This is a genomic window from Haladaptatus sp. DJG-WS-42 (assembly GCF_037198285.1).
GTDB lineage: Archaea > Halobacteriota > Halobacteria > Halobacteriales > Halococcaceae > QDMS2.
Genome location: NZ_CP147243.1, coordinates 801217 through 816900, shown reverse-complemented (window position 1 = coordinate 816900; position 15684 = coordinate 801217). Strand labels below are relative to the sequence as shown.

The following is a 15684-nucleotide window of genomic DNA, read 5'->3' as shown; positions in this document are numbered from 1 at the left end:
TTTAGAGGGTGGCCGCCAGCCGGTCGAGGCGGGCTGCCCCCTTCGTCACGAAGGGCACGCCGTGGCCCATCGCCGCGATTTCGAAATCTACGTCGTGAGCCGCGAGTGCCTTGATACTTCGCTCGACCGCCACGTCGTCGTAGCTGAGCATGTACGGCGAGGGTTCGAGGCGACCGTTTCGCTCGATAACGAGGTCGCCAAGGAAGCAGACTGAGAGTTCTTCGCTCACGTAGGCGACGTGCCCCGGCGTGTGGCCGGGCGTATGGTAGGCGGTGAAACTGCCGATTTCTTCGCCACTCTCGACGCGCTCGACCGTCGAGACCGGTTTGACCACGGCTCCAGCGAGACGCTGAAGGGCCGCCTTCCGATTTCGCCACGTCGGGCGTTCGTCACCTTGGAGATAGGGTGCGTCGCCTGTGCCGATGTAGATGGGCGCAGAGAGTTCGGTAAGACGGGCGAGCGTGCCGACGTGGTCTACGTCGTAGTGGGTGAGCAACACGCGGTCTACGTCGCGGACGGTGTGGCCCGTTGCTTCGACCTCGCGGCGGAGGGCGTTGACATCCCACGGGTGGCCTGCGTCGATGAGCGTGAGTGCATCGCCGTCTTCGACGAGGTAGGCGTTGACGCCCCGAAGGTCGAACCACCATCCAATCGTTCCGAGTCGATTGACCATTACGTGGGAAAACGCGCTCTAGCCCCGAGGCAGTTTCGCCCGAGATATTCGTTTAACCTGCTCGCGCTCCAATATACGAGGAGGTGTGAGATGTCATCGGAGGAATTTATCGAGCAGAGTGGAACGATGCAGGAGACGGAAATCGACTTCTTCCTCAGAAGTCAGGGCTACGGCACGCTGTCGCTCGCCGCAGACGGCGACGCCTATGGCGTCCCTGTCTCGTTTGGTTACGACGGCAACCACCTCTATTTCCTGTTTCTCCAGTTGGGTGTCGAGTCACGGAAACGCGTCTTCGCGGACACGACGGACACGGCCAGCTTTCTCGTCTATCAGGTCAACTCGAAGTTCGACTGGCAGAGCGTCATCGTCACCGGGCGGCTCAGAGAAGTGCGTGACGACGAAGTCGCCCACGCCCGCGACACGATGGCGGACAATGCGTGGCACCCGAGCCTGTTCTCCGAAGCCGACCCGATGGGCGAACTCAAGGGATACGTCCTCGACATCGAAGCAACGACTGGCAGAAAAGGAAGCGGCACTTAGGTCAGAAAGCCTCGGAGCGTCCTCGAGAGCGTTTTCGCGGCCGAGGGGCGGCCAATGCGCGCCATCTCTTCGTCGGTAAGTGAGAAGTCGAACACCTCTAGGTTTTCTCGCAAATGCGGATATGTCGACGCCTTCGGGATAGTGGCGACGTTTTCTTGCTGGATGAGCCACCGCAGTGCGACTTGGGCGGCAGACTTCTCGTAGCGAAGCCCGATGCCGGAGAGCGTGCTATCTCTGAGAATGCCGCCGTGTAAAAATGGGCTGTAGGCGGTCAACACCACATCGTGAATCTGGCAGTATTCGACCAACGCCTGTTTTCGGTCGAACGGCGAGTAGCGGACCTGATTCGTCAGAATCGGTTCGAGCGACTGCTCACGGGCTTCCATGAGCTGTGACTGGCTGAAGTTGCTCACGCCGATATGATTGATGACGCCTTCTTCGACGAGGTCGTTCATGGTATCGAGCGTTTCACGGACTGGAATCAGTGGATTTGGCCGGTGGATGAGCAGGCAGTCTACGTAGTCGACGCCGAGTCGTGCGAGACTTTCTTTCGTCGTCTCTTTCGCTCGCTTCGCACCAAGATTGCGCGGTGAGAGCTTCGTGACCAGAAAAATCTCCTCGCGGTCCACGTCCGAGGCGGCAATCGCAGAGCCAACTTGTCGCTCGTTGCCGTAGGCCTGTGCGGTGTCGATGTGTCGGTAGCCGAGGTCGAGGGCATCTTCGACCACGCGCCGACAGGTCGTCCCCCGTAGCTGCCACGTCCCCAGTCCGATTTTCGGAACCGCTGCCCCTTGTGCGACCACGTACTCCATGACACCACAAACGCGCTCAGAGGCCCTAACCGCTTTTTCGCCCCGTGAGACTGTCCAGCTTTCCTGACTCTATGCGACGGCCAAACGCTAAGGGTGACCCGCCCGTGGATGCAGGCATGTCGCTCAATCGCTTTACGAAACCCGACCCGGAGGAGGGCGAAATCATCACCGAAGAACTGGTCGTCTCCGATGACGCACTCGTCAAACTGTTCGCCCTCGGCCCCGGCGCCGAGTTGAAACCGCACCCGCACGACTCCTCCTCGAACGTGTTTCACATCGTCAAGGGGACCGTGACGGTGCTTCAAGACGACGACGAAGAGCGCGTCAAAGCCCCCGGCGTCGTGTTCCACGACCGCGGCGTCCTCCACGGTGCGCGAAACGACACCGAAGACGTGGTGTACTTCACCGCGACGCTCGCGCCGTTCCCGAGCTAACGAAATCGCTGGAGGACGGGAATTTCTTCGATTCGCTCGTCGTCCAATAGCTCCCAGTCGATACCCACGGGTTTTTGCCCACCTGCAGAGCGAATCACGCGTTCTGAGGTCACGATACAGTCCATTGGCACGTCGTGCGCCTCGATTTCGACCGCGTCGTCCACGACCTGTCGCTCGTGAACCGTCGTGACCACGGGCGTGTCGTCGTCAACCAGCGCAAGTTCGCGCAACACGGCGTACTCTAAATCGCTGTACCCTTCGCCTTTCCCGATGCGCGCGCCTTCCGCTGTGACGGCGACGCTCCCAGACACAATGAGGTCGATGCTGTCAATTTCATCTGGGCCGACCTGCTCGCCGTACTCGTCCATGTGCGAGATAGCGGCGGCGCGGTCGGTGTCGTCGATGGTCGCGGGGTCTAAGCGGACGAAACACTTCTCGTGACGCAGGCGCGGGACGGCCATGTACACCATCTTCCCCTCCGCGAGCGCCCGCCGCCGGACGGGGAGTTGGGGCGAATCCGGATTCGACTTGATTGCTGTGGCGTCCTGCCACTCCGCAGTCTCAGCCAGTCGGTCCGCGGCGTTGCGCGCGCCATCGAAATTCGGAATCCGGCCATGCGGGGGAAACGGAAATCGGGCGATTCCCTCGGCTTCGAGGGCATCCCAGACGCGCTCGCGGATGCGCTGTTTATCCATGCGCGTTCTACCAAAACCACACCAAAACGAGTTCCGCTCGCGGCTACGCCATTGGTTGCTTCGACTCGGTCTCGTACTCGCGTTCTGCAATCCGCTTTACGTTCGCTACCGTGTCGTCGAGACCGCGTTGCATCGTGCGTTTTACGAACACCGCTTCGAGCAGTCGCCCAACCGGGCGAACCTGCGGCAGCATCTCGAAGTCGAGTGCCTGAAACAGTCGGGTGTCCTCGCCAATGGATTCGAGCTCGATGGTCAACACCGGTTGCATCACGCCGAGGTCGCCTTCGTGAATTTGTCGCGTCGGCTCCGCAAACTCGGTTATCATCCACTCGCTTTCGTCTTTCATCGGCCCGACACCGCCGTATTCGCGGTAGACGGTTCCCTTCCCGACCGGCCCGTCGCTCACGTAGGTCACGCGCTCTGTGAACGCCGACGAAATCTCTGGATAGCGGTTCACGTCGCACACGAGTTCCCAGACGTACTCCTGTGGTGCCCGAATCGTGGTTGCGGATTCTACCCGTGCCATAGCGAACGATATGCTCGCTGAGAGAATGACTGTTTGTGAGAATTACAGCACACAACACTGGAATCTCGTAGAAACTCACGATATTTTAACTGTTATTGCGACCGTCGATTAATTTTTTACGCGATACGCAACGTTGTCCAGACATGGCAACCATCGGGATTGTCCAAGGGGGTATCGAAACACGGGGTGGGACTCGTGTGGCTCGAAGGCAGTACACGGGAGAGACGTTCGAGTCACGTCGTGCCTATGCCGAGGAAACCTGCGATGCGTGGGTCGTCGTCTCACCGAAGTACGACATCGTTGCATCCGAGACGGAAATCGAGAGTTACGACCTCACTCGTGACGACTTCGGCCCGTTCGAGGAACTGCAGTGGGTCAAACGACTTCAACAGCAGTTACGCGACGCGCTCTTTGACGCGGGCGAGAATCCGCAGTTCGCGCGCGTCATCGTCCTCACCGACGACTACTATCTGGCGGCGCTTGAACCGGTGTACTTGCACGCAGAAAATGCAGGTATGACTGTCGAGCAACCAAGTGAAGACACGATTGAGGCGGGCAGAAAACGGCCCGCAAAGCCGCCTTAGGCGTCTGGTTCGCTTCGCGCTGCAAGCCCGGCCAGATGGCTCACTTCGGGGACGATAACCTCGTGTGCGCCGAGTCGCGCGGCATTTTCGCTGCCCGGCAGTGCGAACACGGGGACGCCGTCTGCGATGCCGCCGGTCGCCCGCGTCCCGACGACGCGGGTGCCGATTTCACCGAACGAAAGCTGGCGAAACAGCTCACCGAAGCCGGGGAGTTCTTTCTCGAACAGCGGCGCGATTGCCTCGATGGTCACGTCGTCGGGGGTGACGCCCGTGCCGCCGGTGGTGACGACGATGTCCACGTCGTCGCGCCCGACGAGGCGGTCGACTGTCTGTTGAATGCCATCGAACTTGTCACCGATGAGTTCGCGGGTCGCGACCGAGTGGCCGGCGTGTTCGAAGGCTTCTGCAATCGCGTCTCCGGCGGGGTCGTCATCGAGCGACCGAGACGTTGAAATCGTCACGATGCCCACGCCGACAGTCTTCAGGTCGTGGTCGTGGTGGCTGTGGTCGTGGTCATGGGTGTCGTGCCCGTGTTCGTGATGACCGTGGCTGTCGTCGTGGGTGTGCCCGTCGTGACCCAATTCTTTCTCGTGGCCGTGTGCTGTGTCGGGATTTTTCTTCTCAGTCATGACGGCCTCTACTCGTGGAATCACAAAAACTGTCCGGGAAAAACGGGGGGGTTACTCTCCGACCGCATCCGGGAACGCACCGAGTTGACGCATGAGGCCGAGGGCGTCGAAGCTAGACCACGATTCTGTGAGCATGCCGTCTTCGTAGCGTTCGATGTCGAGGCCCGTCACGGTGATGGACTTGTCCGTGGGCGCAATGCCCATCAATTCACCCTTGTGCGTGCCGGTCCCAGACCACCGCGTCACCACCTTGTCGCCCTCTTCGATGAGGTCTTCTATGGTTATGTCCATGTCCGGGAAGGCAGCGAAGTACTGCTCGATGTTCTGTCTGAACCCCTCACGGCCGCGAATCTCCGCAGGCGAGTTCGGGTCGTGTTCGACGTAGTTCTCTGAAACGTACGTATCCACGACGCTGAAGTCTCCCTCGTTGATGCTCGTCCACAACTCTTGGGCAATCTCACCGGGCGATGCCGCTGGGCGTGTCGCTTTACTAGCCATCTTGGTCACCCACTAGTCAGTACGTGTTTTCACACGATATCCTGCTCTGCTCGCGGCTGAGACTCTCTCCTTTCGTGGATTTTCCATGTTTTCCGCAGACCGTACTATTTTGGCCCCCCACGGGAGTGTGTGTCATATGAAGGCGGTCTATTTCGAGGACCACGGCGACCGTGACGTGCTACAGTATGACGACTTCCCGGACCCCGAGCCTGACCGCGACGAGGTCGTAGTCGAGATGCGCGCAGGCGCGCTCAACTTCTTAGACGTGTGGACGCGCCGGGGACTGCCCGGCCTTGACCTCCCCTTGCCGCACATCCCGGGGAGCGACGGCGCGGGCGTCGTCCACGCGGTTGGCGAGGACGTGACGCGTTTTGCGCCGGGCGACCGCGTCGCGGTCACCGCTGGACTGTCGTGTGGCGTTTGTGAGTTCTGTCGCGACGGCGACCCCTCGTTCTGTGTGGACTTTCGCGTCCTTGGCGAACACACCCGCGGCGTCCACAGCGAACTCGCTGCCGTCCCCGAAGCCAACCTCGTCCCGGTTCCAGACCACGTCTCGTGGGAGGTGGCGGCGTCTGCACCGCTTGTCTTCCAGACGGCGTGGCGCATGCTCATCACCCGCGCTGAGTTGGAACCCGGCGAGAAAGTGCTCGTCCTCGGCGCGAGCGGTGGGGTTGGCCACGCCGCCGTCCAGATTGCGAAGTACGCAGGTGCGGAGGTGTACGCGACGGCGTCTAGCCCCGAAAAGCTCGAACTCGCCGCAGAGTGTGGCGCAGACCACGTCATCAACTACGAGAAAACTGACTATGCGAGCGAAATCTACGAGATGACGGACAAGCGCGGCGTGGACGTCATCGTCGACCATGTTGGCGGCCCGACGTGGAAAGATTCGATAAAAAGTCTCGCCAAAAACGGCCGTCTCGTCACTTGCGGGGCCACGCTTGGCCGCCATCCGGAAACCGACTTGAATCGCATCTTCTGGCACCAACTCCAAATCCTCGGCTCCTCGATGGGGACGCCCGGTGAAGCAGACGACGTGCTCCCGCTCGTCTGGGATGGCACCTTCCGTCCGCACATCCGCGAGGTGCTCCCGATGAGCGAAGTCAAACGCGCTCACAGCCTGCTCGAAACCCGAAACGGATTTGGGAAGGTTGTAGTCGTTCCAGACGCCCAGTACGAGTAATGGCCGACGACCGATACGTCCACGACCCGGCCGCCTTCGAGGAGAGTGGCGACGCGAGCGCGACCCAACAGCCCATAGAAGACCGCGACTTCGGCTGGCGGGGCTGGATTCTCGTGGGCGTCATCATCGTCTCGTTTCTCGTCATTCCGGGTGCGATTCTCCTCTTGCCGATGGCCCAAGACTTCGTCGTGAGTATCGGCCTCTCGTTCCGTGACACCTACCTGTTTCTCCCGCTCATCCCGGCGTTCTTGCTCGGGTCGCTCGCGGTGTGGGCGACGACGCGCCCCTGACTCACCGCGAATACGGCACTTCGACGAGCGCTATTTCGTCTTCGGGAATCACCCGCTGTAACACGGCTTCGAGTTCGTCCCACGTTTCTGGTCTGTGCGCGTCGATGCCGAAGCTCTCTGCGAATGTCACGAAATCGGGGTTCGTGAGGTGGGTTCCGAACGACTTGCCGGTATGGTCGCGCTGTTTTCGCGAAATCAGGCCGTAATCATCGTCGTTGAACACGATGATGGTGAACCCACAGCCGAGTCGGGTTGCGGTTTCGATTTCTGCGGCGTTCATCAGGAAGCCACCGTCACCCGTCGCCGCGACGACGTTCGCGTCCACCGCGAGGTCTGCAGCCACAGCACCCGGGACGGCGATTCCCATTGTTGCGAGCCCGTTCGAGATGATGGTCGTGTTCGGCTCGTAGGCCGGGAAGTTCTGGGCGATGACCATCTTGTGGTGGCCCACGTCGGAGATGAGCACGTCGTCGTTGGCCATGGCTTCGCGGAGATATGGCAGCGTGCCTGCCACGCTGAACTCGGCGTCTGCGTCGGGTTTTGTCTGCACCTCCTTTTCGATTGCAGCCCGCTCTGTGGCGTACCAGTCGTCGTCGGTTGAACAGCCGTCGAGGTGGCCAAGCAGGGCCCGCAACCCAGCCCTGATGTCACAGACCAACTCTACGTCGGGGTTGTAGTGTTCGTACACCTCCGCTGGCTCGTGGTCGAGGTGGACGATTTCTTTGTCAATGTCTGGGTTCCACTTCGCCGGGTCGTGTTCTGCGATGTCGTAGCCAACGGCGAGCACCGCGTCGGCGCGCTCGATGACGGTGTGGGCCTCGTCGCCGGAGCCGGAATCGAGCGTCATGAGCGAGTGGGCGTCGGCGTCCGAAATCGCACCTTTGCCCATGTAGGTGGCGACGACGGGCGCATTTGTCTGGTTGACAAGTTGCTGGAGTGGGTCGGCAGAATGGGTTCTGACTGCACCGTTGCCAGCGAGGATGAGTGGTTTGTCTGCTCCACAGAGGAGTTCTGCGGCGCGTTCGAGGGCGGTCACGTCGGTGTCTGGCCGACGGACACGCTCGCGTTTTTCGAGCGGTGTTGCGTCCGTCTCCTCTTTTGCGACGTCTTCGGGGAACTCTAGATGGGTCGCGCCGGGTTTCTGGTACTCCGCGAGTTTGAACGCCTTGCGAACCGATTCGTTCACGATTTCGGGTTCGCTAATCTGGGTGTTCCACTTCACGACTGGTTCGAACATGTGGACGATGTCGAGCGCCTGATGGCTCTCTTTATGCAGGCGCTCGCGCCCGCCTTGGCCGGTGATGGCGACGAGCGGGCTTTTGTCGAGGTGGGCGTCCGCGACGCCCGTGAGCAGGTTGGTCGCGCCGGGGCCAAGCGTCCCCATGCACACACCTGCCTTCCCGGTCAACCGCCCGTGGACGTCGGCCATGAACGCCGCCCCCTGTTCGTGGCGCGTCGGAATGAACTCAATTGGCGAGTCTTCGAGCGAAAACAGCACGTCTTCGAGTTCCTCCCCCGGCAGGCCGAAAATGTACTCTACCCCTTCCAGCGCGAGACACTCGACGAGTAAGTCAGACGCTTTCATACCACACGTTTGTCTCACCGAGCCATCATTCCACCGGCTGTGAGAGTCCGCTGAAATCGGCGAATAATTATTACCACAGGATGTGTTATGCTACCATATGACACAAACGTTCGAGTGTATGGACTGTGGCCACCGCATGGAGACCACAGCCGGAACAGCTTGTCCAGAGTGTGGCGGCGTGATGCAGAACCTCACCGTTCGCCGCGAGTGAGCGGTTTTCCCAGCCTACTCGGAGAGTGAAATCTCGGCATCGCCGTCTGCATCCTGAATCCACATCGTTTTCTGATTCACGAATTCGAGCATCCCTTCACGGGCGAGTTCACGCCCGTAGCCGGAGTCTTTGATACCACCAAACGGTAGTCGAGGGTCCGATTTCACGAGTTCGTTTACGAACACACAGCCCGCTTCGATGCGGTGGGAGACGCGCTCGCCGCGCGCGAGGTCGGCCGTCCAGACGCTCGCACCGAGGCCGAGATTCGTGTCGTTGGCTACGCGAATCGCCTCGGCTTCGTCTGCGACTTTGAATACGGAGGCAACAGGGCCGAAGATCTCCTCTTCGGCTGCTGGTGAGCCGTCCGGCACGTCCGTGAGCACCGTTGGTGGGTAGTAGAACCCATCGCGGTCGAGTGGCTCTCCACCGAGCGCGACGGTCGCGCCCGCGTCTACGCTCTTCGTGACCTGCTCGTGCAGGCCGTCCATCAGTCCCTCACGGGCCTGTGGGCCGATGTCTGTCTCCTCGTCGGTCGGATCGCCAACGGTGAGCGATTCGAGTTCTGCGAGGAACGCGTCGAGGAACTCGTCGTAGACGGCTTCATGGACGATGAAGCGTTTTGCCGCGATACACGACTGGCCCGAGTTGATGGTTCGCGCGCGTGCGCCGACCTTCGCGGCGGTCGTCACGTCTGCGTCGTCGAGGACGACGAACGGGTCGCTCCCACCGAGTTCGAGCACGGTCTTCTTGAGGTTCTTGCCCGCAGTCTCTGCGACCGACCGTCCGGCGGCCTCGCTCCCGGTGAGCGTGACGGCCGCAACCCGGTCGTCTGCGATGACGTCGCCGACTTTCGACGAACCAATGAGAAGCGTCTGGAAGACGCCCTCCGGGTAGCCTGCTTTCCGGAACACGTCTTCGATGGCGAGCGCGCACTCGGGGACGTTCGAGGCGTGTTTGAGCAGACCAACGTTCCCCGAGGTCAGGTGCGGGGCGGCAAACCGGAACACTTGCCAGAACGGGAAGTTCCACGGCATGACCGCGAGCACCGCGCCGAGCGGTTCGTAGGTGACTTTCGTCTGTGCGTGTGGCTCGCTCCCGATGACGTGGTCCTGTAACTGCTCGCCCGCGTGCTCGGCGTAGTAGTCACACACCCATGCACATTTTTCCACTTCAGCGACCGAGGCGGCGATGGGTTTGCCCATCTCTTCGGTCATCACGTCTGCGTACTCCTGTTTGTTCTCGCGGAGGACGACTGCGGCGTTCGAGAGCAACTGCTGGCGCTCTCTAATCGGCACGTCGCGCCACTCGTCGAAGGCGTCCATCGAGGTGTCGAGCGCCGCGTCAACCTCGTCGTCGCTGTGTTCGGCGATTTCGCTCAGCGTCTCTCCCGTCGCTGGATTCACGCGTTGCATGTGCTAAGCTAGAACAAACAGACGGGTAACTCTGCTGGCGGCTTACAGCGGCTCGACCGTATCTCCGACGCGGATGGTGCCGTCAGTGAGAATGCGTACTTCGAGGCCGCCGCGGTCTGTCATGGCGACCTGTAGCCCGTCGCGCGCAGTGAGATTTTCGAGGTGGGCACACGGCGGGCAATCGGCGAGCCCCTGACAGCGCACCTCGCCAATCGTGAACTCCGTGCCAATGAGCGAATCGAGGTCGATGCCGGAGACGGTTACGTTGCGTCGGTGTTCGCCGGGTTCGAGTTCGACACCGAGGTCGTCGCCCGCCGCAGCGAACGCGTCTGCGTCGATGAGCGTCAGGTCTGGTTTGTCGTCGTCGGGGAGAAAGTGTCGGTCACCGCGGAGTCCTGCACCAGCAACGGCGGCTGCGGACGAAACCGATTCGACGGGGGCGCTTTTCTCGCGGGCGATGTGGATGTCGGTGACGCGTCCGGCCATGCGAACACAGTGGCGCGAACCGAGTTAGGTGTTTACCAGTCGATGACCGTCCGCGAGCGCCAGAACAACCCCGACGGACTTCCCGGCGCGAAGCGTGCGAGCCACGCCGGAGTGTCCGCGCCCTCCTCGACGCTTCGAGAGGCTCCCGGCCCGCCCATGTCGGTGCGCACCCAGCCCGGACAGACTGAGTTTGCAAGCAGGCCGCGTCGGTTGTACTCACCATGCAAATACGCCGTGAGGCCGTTAATCGCGGTTTTCGAGATGCGGTAGGCCGGATAGCCGCCGGACATTCGTTCGCCAAGTGCGCCCATCCCCGAGGAGAGGTTCACGATTCGGGGTGCCGTAGTTTCGAGCAGGAGGGGGAGACAGGCCCGCGCGACCAACGTCGCCCCGCGCAGATTCACCGAAAGCGTGTGGTCGAGGGCGTTGATGTCCGTCTCGTGGAGCGCACGCCCACTTCCAACCACGCCCGCGTTGTTCACGAGAATGTCGAGTTTCCCGTGTTCGGAGCGGATGCGGTCAGCGGCGGCCTGAATCTGGGCTGTGTCGGTCACATCGAGCTGGATGGCGTGCTGGTCGTCTGCGGTACCATCGTCCACGTTGCGCGCCCCGGCGTAGACGGTCGCGCCGTGGGCTGTGAGTATCGACGCCACCTCCTTGCCAATCCCGCGTGTCGCCCCGGTCACGAGCGCAACTTGGCCATCAAGCGAGTCGTAGAGTCGGGGTTCGTCCATGGCAGAGAGACGCACGGAATCAGCAAAAGCGTGTGGCGGTGCTGGGCGGAGAGTTCCCTGTTACACCCGTGAGCGACGTCGTCGCTCTCGACCTTTTTCATGTCTTCGTGAGCGGAGCGAACGAAGGCTCGAAGCAGGTTCCCTGCTTCGGTGCAAGTTTTTCGAGGAGCGGTTCGCCGAAGGTGAATCCCGACGAAGAAAAAGTTGCTACTGCTTGAAGTCGCGGCGCATCGCAATTTCGAACCACGGGCAGAGACGGAGCTGGCGGTAGAAGCGTGGGTTCTCGTGCAGGTACTCGTATGGCACCCACATCAGCCCGGCCACTTCCTCCTCGTTCACGTCGAGGCTGGTGTCTTGGAGGGTGCACTTGAGGACGGAGCAAACTTCCCATTCGAGGCCTTCGTTCTCGTAGTAGCGCTTGTATTCGAATTTGTCCGTGACCCGAAGGTCGTCGTACTGGTCTGGCGTGATGCCGAGTTCCTCTTCTAAGCGCTCCATCGTGGCTTCCTCTTGGGTCTGACCCTCGACGGGATGTGAGGCGACGGTGCCGTCCCAGCAGGTGTCCCAGAGGCGCTTGTCGAAGGCACGCTGGGCGAGCAAGATGTTGTCGTCTTCGTCGAAGACGAGCGCGGTGAACGCGCGGTGTCGGATGCCGTCACCCATGTGGGCGTCGAGTCGGTTGACGAGTTCGAGTTCGTTGTCGTCTTCGTCAACTGCAATCACGTCCTGCATGGCGTTTTTGTGGACTTCGCCCTCGGCCTCGGCCGCAGAATCCTCAGGAGAGTTCGTCGTGCTCATGATGCTACAGACAACGACCCCTTTCAAACACCCTTCGGATTTGGTTTGACGCCCCACTCTTCTGGCGCCGGGTCGTAGGTCGGGCCGACGTGAAATCGCATCGCGCCGCGCCGACTCCGCGCCGACAGCGTGTTCAGCTTCAGCATCTCGCCATCGAGACTGAAGTGAACGGGTTCGCCCTCGTGGGTGAGGGTGAGTTGAGGCACTTTGAGCCGCGTCAGATGCGAGGCTCCGCGCTGAAGCAGGCGATTTACCGCGCCCTGCGTGAAATAATCAATCGTCGGGACGCGTTTTAAGATGACGACGTTCATGAGTCCGTCTTCCATGTTCGCCTGCTTCATCTGCTCGCCGGGGAAGCGCCGTCCGTTGCCGATGAGGAGCATGATAGCCTCGCCCTGCCAGAGCACGTCGCCGTTCTCGCTCGCTCGCACGTCGATTTTCAGCCCGTCGAACGCCTGCGTTTTCTGGAGGGTGTTCATCACATAGGCTAAAACGCCGAGGCGGCGCTTTTGGGCGGGCGTCGTCGCCGCGCTTGCTTCGGCGGTGACCCCCGCCACACACGAGTTGATGAACGGCCGGTCTGCCGCCCACCCGAGGTCAAGTGTCCGCACCGCTCCCTTTTCGAGCACGTCGAAGGCATGCGGGACGCTTTTGATGCCGATGTTGTCCGCAAAATCGTTGCCCGTTCCTGCGGGAATCACACCGAGTTCCACGTCGGAAAGTGCCTCAGCCTCCGCAACGCCGCGCACGACCTCATTCAGCGTGCCGTCGCCACCACACGCGACGACGAGGTCTGCCTCCGCGGCCGCTTCGCGCGCGAGGGTGTGGGTTTCGCCTTTCTTCGTGCTGTTCCACACCTCGTAGCCGCGTTTCTCACCAATCTCATTCGCGCGTTTGCTGCGCTTTCGGTCGCCACTGTTCGGGTTTCGGACGATAATCCGTCGCGCATCGCTCATGGGCGAATCTCGGACGGCGGCGTGAAAGGTCTACGCCCTCTCTGGAATTGGCTCAGAGTCCTCACCTACGAACACCGAACGCACCTGCGGGCGCGTTTCGATGGTCAGAATGGCTGTTTCGAGCAGCTCATCGTCTACGCTGAAGTGGGCGGCTTCGCTGCCGAGGAATCGAAAAACTGTGGCGTGTGGTCGCCGCCCCTGCTGTTCGGATTGCAGCTGCGGGATAGTGTCACCCGTCAGACGCCAGAAGACAAAAGGGCTGTTGGCCCCCATCGATAGCTGTGTACGCCATCGACCTCCACTCGCATACCCGCTTTTTCCACGGCCATCGGGCCCTCGGGGACGCGTTCGACCCCATCGGGGTACGCCTGCTCACGAAGGCCGCAGCGATGCGCGGGCTTGACGCGGTGGCGACGACCAACCACGACTACTACACGCCGTTTTCTGGGTCAGTGGACATCCTTCCGGGCATCGAAGTTTCCTCGTCGCAGGGCCACATCCTCGTCGTCGGCCCGAACCCCCCAACAGAGACGACGCCGGGCGAGTTAACGCCCGAAGTGGTGGTCGATATTGCTCATTCTCGCGGCTGTGCGGCCATCATCGCCCACCCCTACAGAAACAGCACCGTCCGCGACGTGAAAGCCGACTTCGACGCCATCGAAATAAACGGCAAGCACCCGCGCACGCACGAGTGGGTGCGTCGCCTCGCGCGCAAACGCGACCTTCCGCTGGTCGGCGGCTCAGACGCCCACTACCCGGTCGAAGTCGGCCGCGCCTACACGACCGTCGATGTCGAAAATCCGACCCCAGAAAACATCGTCGAGGCCATCAGAGACGGCCGAGTTGAACCGCACGTCTCGATCAACTTCATCAACCGCCTCGCCCACCGCGGCTACAAACTCACTCACGGACACAAAGGCTGGATGTCGAACCCTGATACGTCTTCGCCGGGGATTGGCGAACCTCCGCAAGAATCAGAGAGTTAACCGAGGCGCTCGTCGAGAATCAGTCTCGTTTTCGTCCGGACGACTTCGTCCATCTCACGCGCCTGCGTGATGAGTTCGTTTACGCCCTGTGTGTCCGCGGCGTCCACGATGAGGACAATGTCCTCTTCGCCCGACACCTGCCAGACGAAGTCCACTTCCTCCCATTCGGCCATCTTGTCGGTCACCGTGCGCGTGTCCACGTCTACGGCGACGCGGACCTCAATCATCGCCTTGATGTTGCCCGTGCGGGTGGTGACGGTGAACCGTTCGATGACGCCGTCTTCGGTCATCCGCTCGACGCGATTTCTGACGGTACCCTCAGACGTACCGACGGTTGACGCGATTTCGGTGTACGGCGTTCGGGCGTCGTGGCGAAGGATGCTCAGAATCTCTCGGTCAAGCGCGTCCATGGAGATTAGCACCTACTCGATGGCAACACTTGACGATTACGAAATTCGTAGCGATTCTACGAAAGTAACACTTATGGTGGGGGCTTTCATACGTATCTCGTAATGTCGGACGCCTACGTGGCACTGGAGGGCGGTCGCGTCGTTGAGGCGCGGTCGCGTGCTCCGGGTCAAGCCCGCGGGGAACTGGTTTTTACAACAGCGTACACTGGTTATGAGGAGAGTCTCACTGACCCCTCGTACGAGGAACAGATCCTCACCTTCTCATACCCACTCATCGGTAACTATGGCGTCCGAGCGGAACGATTCGAGTCCGACCGAGTCCACCCTCGTGCCGTCGTTGCTCGTGAGCTCACAGACGACGTCGCAGACTGGCTCACCCACGAGGGTGTTCCAGCCGTCGATAACATCGACACGCGCGACCTCGTCATCACCATCCGCGAAGGCGGGGCCATCAAGTGTGGCATCTCCGCCGGCCCGGACGCCTCTCCCGAAAAGGCACTCGAAGCACTCGGCGAGTGCAAGGGGATGAGCGAGCACACGAACATCGGCGCACAGGTGAGTGTGACAGAACCGAAAGTCGTGAACGCAAACGGCGACGGTCCGTCGGTCGCACTCGTTGACTGTGGCGCGAAAGGCAGCATCATCGACTCGCTCGCAGAGCGCGACGCAGTCGTCCACGTCCTGCCCCACGACGCAACACCGGAAGACGTGACGGCTGTCGACGCAGACATCCTGTTCGTCTCGAACGGCCCCGGCGACCCAGAGAACTTCTCTGAGGCACAGGCGCTCGTCAGCGAGTTCGTTGGCGACCTGCCAATCGCGGGCATCTGCCTCGGCCAACAGGTCGTCGCGGGCGCACTCGGCGGCACGACCGAGAAGATGGCCTTTGGCCACCGCGGCGTGAACCAGCCCGTCCTCGACCTCGAAACGAAGCAGGTCGTCATGACGACGCAGAACCACGGCTACACGGTCGCAGACCCCGGCGACAAACTCGACGTGACCCAGATTAACGTCAACGACGACACGCCGGAGGGACTGGAAAACGAGGACCTCAACATCCTCACCCGTCAGTACCACCCAGAAGCCCACCCCGGCCCACTCGACACGCTTGGGTTCTTCGACGACGTACTCGCGATGGCAAAGTCAACACGCCGTCTCGTCACCTGCGACTAACCAACCCACTTTATTCCGTATTTTCACCCACTGAGTCCTGACGCCCGCGAAAACGGGATTTTACGAGATTCG

At 61.3% G+C, this 15684-nt stretch carries 21 protein-coding genes; 8 read left to right on the top strand and 13 right to left on the bottom strand.

The window, feature by feature from the left end:
• Position 1 precedes the first annotated feature (1 nt).
• Positions 2–673: an MBL fold metallo-hydrolase gene (locus V5N47_RS04590; protein WP_338729678.1), complete on the bottom strand. Its 672-nt coding sequence runs from the start codon at positions 671–673 to the stop codon at positions 2–4.
• Positions 674–763: 90 nt separating this feature from the next.
• Between V5N47_RS04590 and V5N47_RS04585 the strand changes: the two genes are divergently transcribed.
• Positions 764–1213, top strand: a complete 450-nt coding sequence (locus V5N47_RS04585; RefSeq protein ID WP_338729677.1) for a pyridoxamine 5'-phosphate oxidase family protein — start codon at positions 764–766, stop codon at positions 1211–1213.
• Here the strand turns inward: V5N47_RS04585 and V5N47_RS04580 are convergent.
• On the bottom strand, positions 1210–2025 hold the full coding sequence (locus V5N47_RS04580) for an aldo/keto reductase (protein WP_338729676.1): 816 nt from the start codon (positions 2023–2025) through the stop codon (positions 1210–1212). The genes V5N47_RS04585 and V5N47_RS04580 overlap by 4 nt on opposite strands.
• Positions 2026–2141: 116 nt before the next feature.
• On the opposite strand from V5N47_RS04580, the gene V5N47_RS04575 reads away from it, so the two are divergent.
• A complete protein-coding gene (locus V5N47_RS04575) occupies positions 2142–2459 on the top strand; it encodes a cupin domain-containing protein (RefSeq protein WP_338730345.1) in 318 nt (105 codons plus the stop codon).
• On the opposite strand, the gene V5N47_RS04570 is transcribed toward V5N47_RS04575, so the two are convergent.
• On the bottom strand, positions 2456–3154 hold the full coding sequence (locus V5N47_RS04570; RefSeq protein WP_338729675.1) for a 5-formyltetrahydrofolate cyclo-ligase: 699 nt from the start codon (positions 3152–3154) through the stop codon (positions 2456–2458). The genes V5N47_RS04575 and V5N47_RS04570 overlap by 4 nt on opposite strands.
• Positions 3155–3197: 43 nt before the next feature.
• A complete protein-coding gene (locus V5N47_RS04565; RefSeq protein WP_338729674.1) occupies positions 3198–3680 on the bottom strand; it encodes an SRPBCC family protein in 483 nt (160 codons plus the stop codon).
• 143 nt (positions 3681–3823) lie between these two features.
• Here V5N47_RS04565 and V5N47_RS04560 point away from each other — a divergent pair, with 143 nt between their 5' ends.
• Positions 3824–4264 carry a DUF6884 domain-containing protein gene (locus V5N47_RS04560; RefSeq protein ID WP_338729673.1) on the top strand — a complete coding sequence of 147 codons (441 nt, stop codon included), beginning with the start codon at positions 3824–3826 and terminating at the stop codon, positions 4262–4264.
• Here the strand turns inward: V5N47_RS04560 and V5N47_RS04555 are convergent.
• On the bottom strand, positions 4261–4893 hold the full coding sequence (locus V5N47_RS04555; protein WP_338729672.1) for a MogA/MoaB family molybdenum cofactor biosynthesis protein: 633 nt from the start codon (positions 4891–4893) through the stop codon (positions 4261–4263). The genes V5N47_RS04560 and V5N47_RS04555 overlap by 4 nt on opposite strands.
• Positions 4894–4944: 51 nt before the next feature.
• On the bottom strand, positions 4945–5391 hold the full coding sequence (locus tag V5N47_RS04550; RefSeq protein WP_338729671.1) for an ester cyclase: 447 nt from the start codon (positions 5389–5391) through the stop codon (positions 4945–4947).
• A gap of 136 nt (positions 5392–5527) precedes the next feature.
• Between V5N47_RS04550 and V5N47_RS04545 the strand changes: the two genes are divergently transcribed.
• Complete coding sequence (locus tag V5N47_RS04545) at positions 5528–6571, top strand: zinc-binding dehydrogenase (protein ID WP_338729670.1); 1044 nt, start codon at positions 5528–5530, stop codon at positions 6569–6571.
• Positions 6571–6861 (top strand): hypothetical protein, encoded by a 291-nt coding sequence (locus V5N47_RS04540; RefSeq protein WP_338729669.1) that lies wholly within the window; start codon positions 6571–6573, stop codon positions 6859–6861. Before V5N47_RS04545 ends, V5N47_RS04540 begins: the two co-directional genes overlap by 1 nt.
• 1 nt (position 6862) lies before the next feature.
• Here the strand turns inward: V5N47_RS04540 and V5N47_RS04535 are convergent, their stop codons facing one another.
• Complete coding sequence (locus V5N47_RS04535) at positions 6863–8446, bottom strand: acetolactate synthase large subunit (protein ID WP_338729668.1); 1584 nt, start codon at positions 8444–8446, stop codon at positions 6863–6865.
• Positions 8447–8543: 97 nt separating this feature from the next.
• Between V5N47_RS04535 and V5N47_RS04530 the strand changes: the two genes are divergently transcribed.
• Positions 8544–8657 (top strand): rubrerythrin-like domain-containing protein, encoded by a 114-nt coding sequence (locus V5N47_RS04530; protein ID WP_338729666.1) that lies wholly within the window; start codon positions 8544–8546, stop codon positions 8655–8657.
• A 14-nt stretch (positions 8658–8671) separates the two neighbouring features.
• Here V5N47_RS04530 and V5N47_RS04525 read toward each other — a convergent pair whose 3' ends face one another.
• The 5 genes from V5N47_RS04525 to V5N47_RS04505 form a co-directional block, all read right to left on the bottom strand.
• Entirely contained in the window at positions 8672–10069 is a 1398-nt protein-coding gene (locus V5N47_RS04525) for an NAD-dependent succinate-semialdehyde dehydrogenase (protein WP_338729665.1), read from the bottom strand.
• A 42-nt stretch (positions 10070–10111) separates the two neighbouring features.
• A complete protein-coding gene (locus V5N47_RS04520; RefSeq protein ID WP_338729664.1) occupies positions 10112–10555 on the bottom strand; it encodes an MOSC domain-containing protein in 444 nt (147 codons plus the stop codon).
• Between the two features lie 32 nt (positions 10556–10587).
• Complete coding sequence (locus V5N47_RS04515; protein ID WP_338729663.1) at positions 10588–11289, bottom strand: SDR family NAD(P)-dependent oxidoreductase; 702 nt, start codon at positions 11287–11289, stop codon at positions 10588–10590.
• Positions 11290–11496: 207 nt separating this feature from the next.
• Positions 11497–12087: an NUDIX domain-containing protein gene (locus tag V5N47_RS04510; RefSeq protein WP_338729662.1), complete on the bottom strand. Its 591-nt coding sequence runs from the start codon at positions 12085–12087 to the stop codon at positions 11497–11499.
• Between the two features lie 23 nt (positions 12088–12110).
• Positions 12111–13043 (bottom strand): YegS/Rv2252/BmrU family lipid kinase, encoded by a 933-nt coding sequence (locus V5N47_RS04505; RefSeq protein WP_338729661.1) that lies wholly within the window; start codon positions 13041–13043, stop codon positions 12111–12113.
• 281 nt (positions 13044–13324) lie between these two features.
• On the opposite strand from V5N47_RS04505, the gene V5N47_RS04500 reads away from it, so the two are divergent.
• Positions 13325–14029, top strand: coding sequence for a CehA/McbA family metallohydrolase (locus V5N47_RS04500; RefSeq protein ID WP_338729660.1), 705 nt, complete (start codon positions 13325–13327; stop codon positions 14027–14029).
• On the opposite strand, the gene V5N47_RS04495 is transcribed toward V5N47_RS04500, so the two are convergent.
• Entirely contained in the window at positions 14026–14439 is a 414-nt protein-coding gene (locus tag V5N47_RS04495; protein WP_338729659.1) for an Lrp/AsnC family transcriptional regulator, read from the bottom strand. The two genes, V5N47_RS04500 and V5N47_RS04495, sit on opposite strands and share 4 nt — an antisense overlap.
• Positions 14440–14541: 102 nt before the next feature.
• Between V5N47_RS04495 and carA the strand changes: the two genes are divergently transcribed.
• On the top strand, positions 14542–15612 hold the full coding sequence (carA, locus tag V5N47_RS04490) for a glutamine-hydrolyzing carbamoyl-phosphate synthase small subunit (protein WP_338729658.1): 1071 nt from the start codon (positions 14542–14544) through the stop codon (positions 15610–15612).
• The last annotated feature ends 72 nt before the right edge of the window (positions 15613–15684 follow it).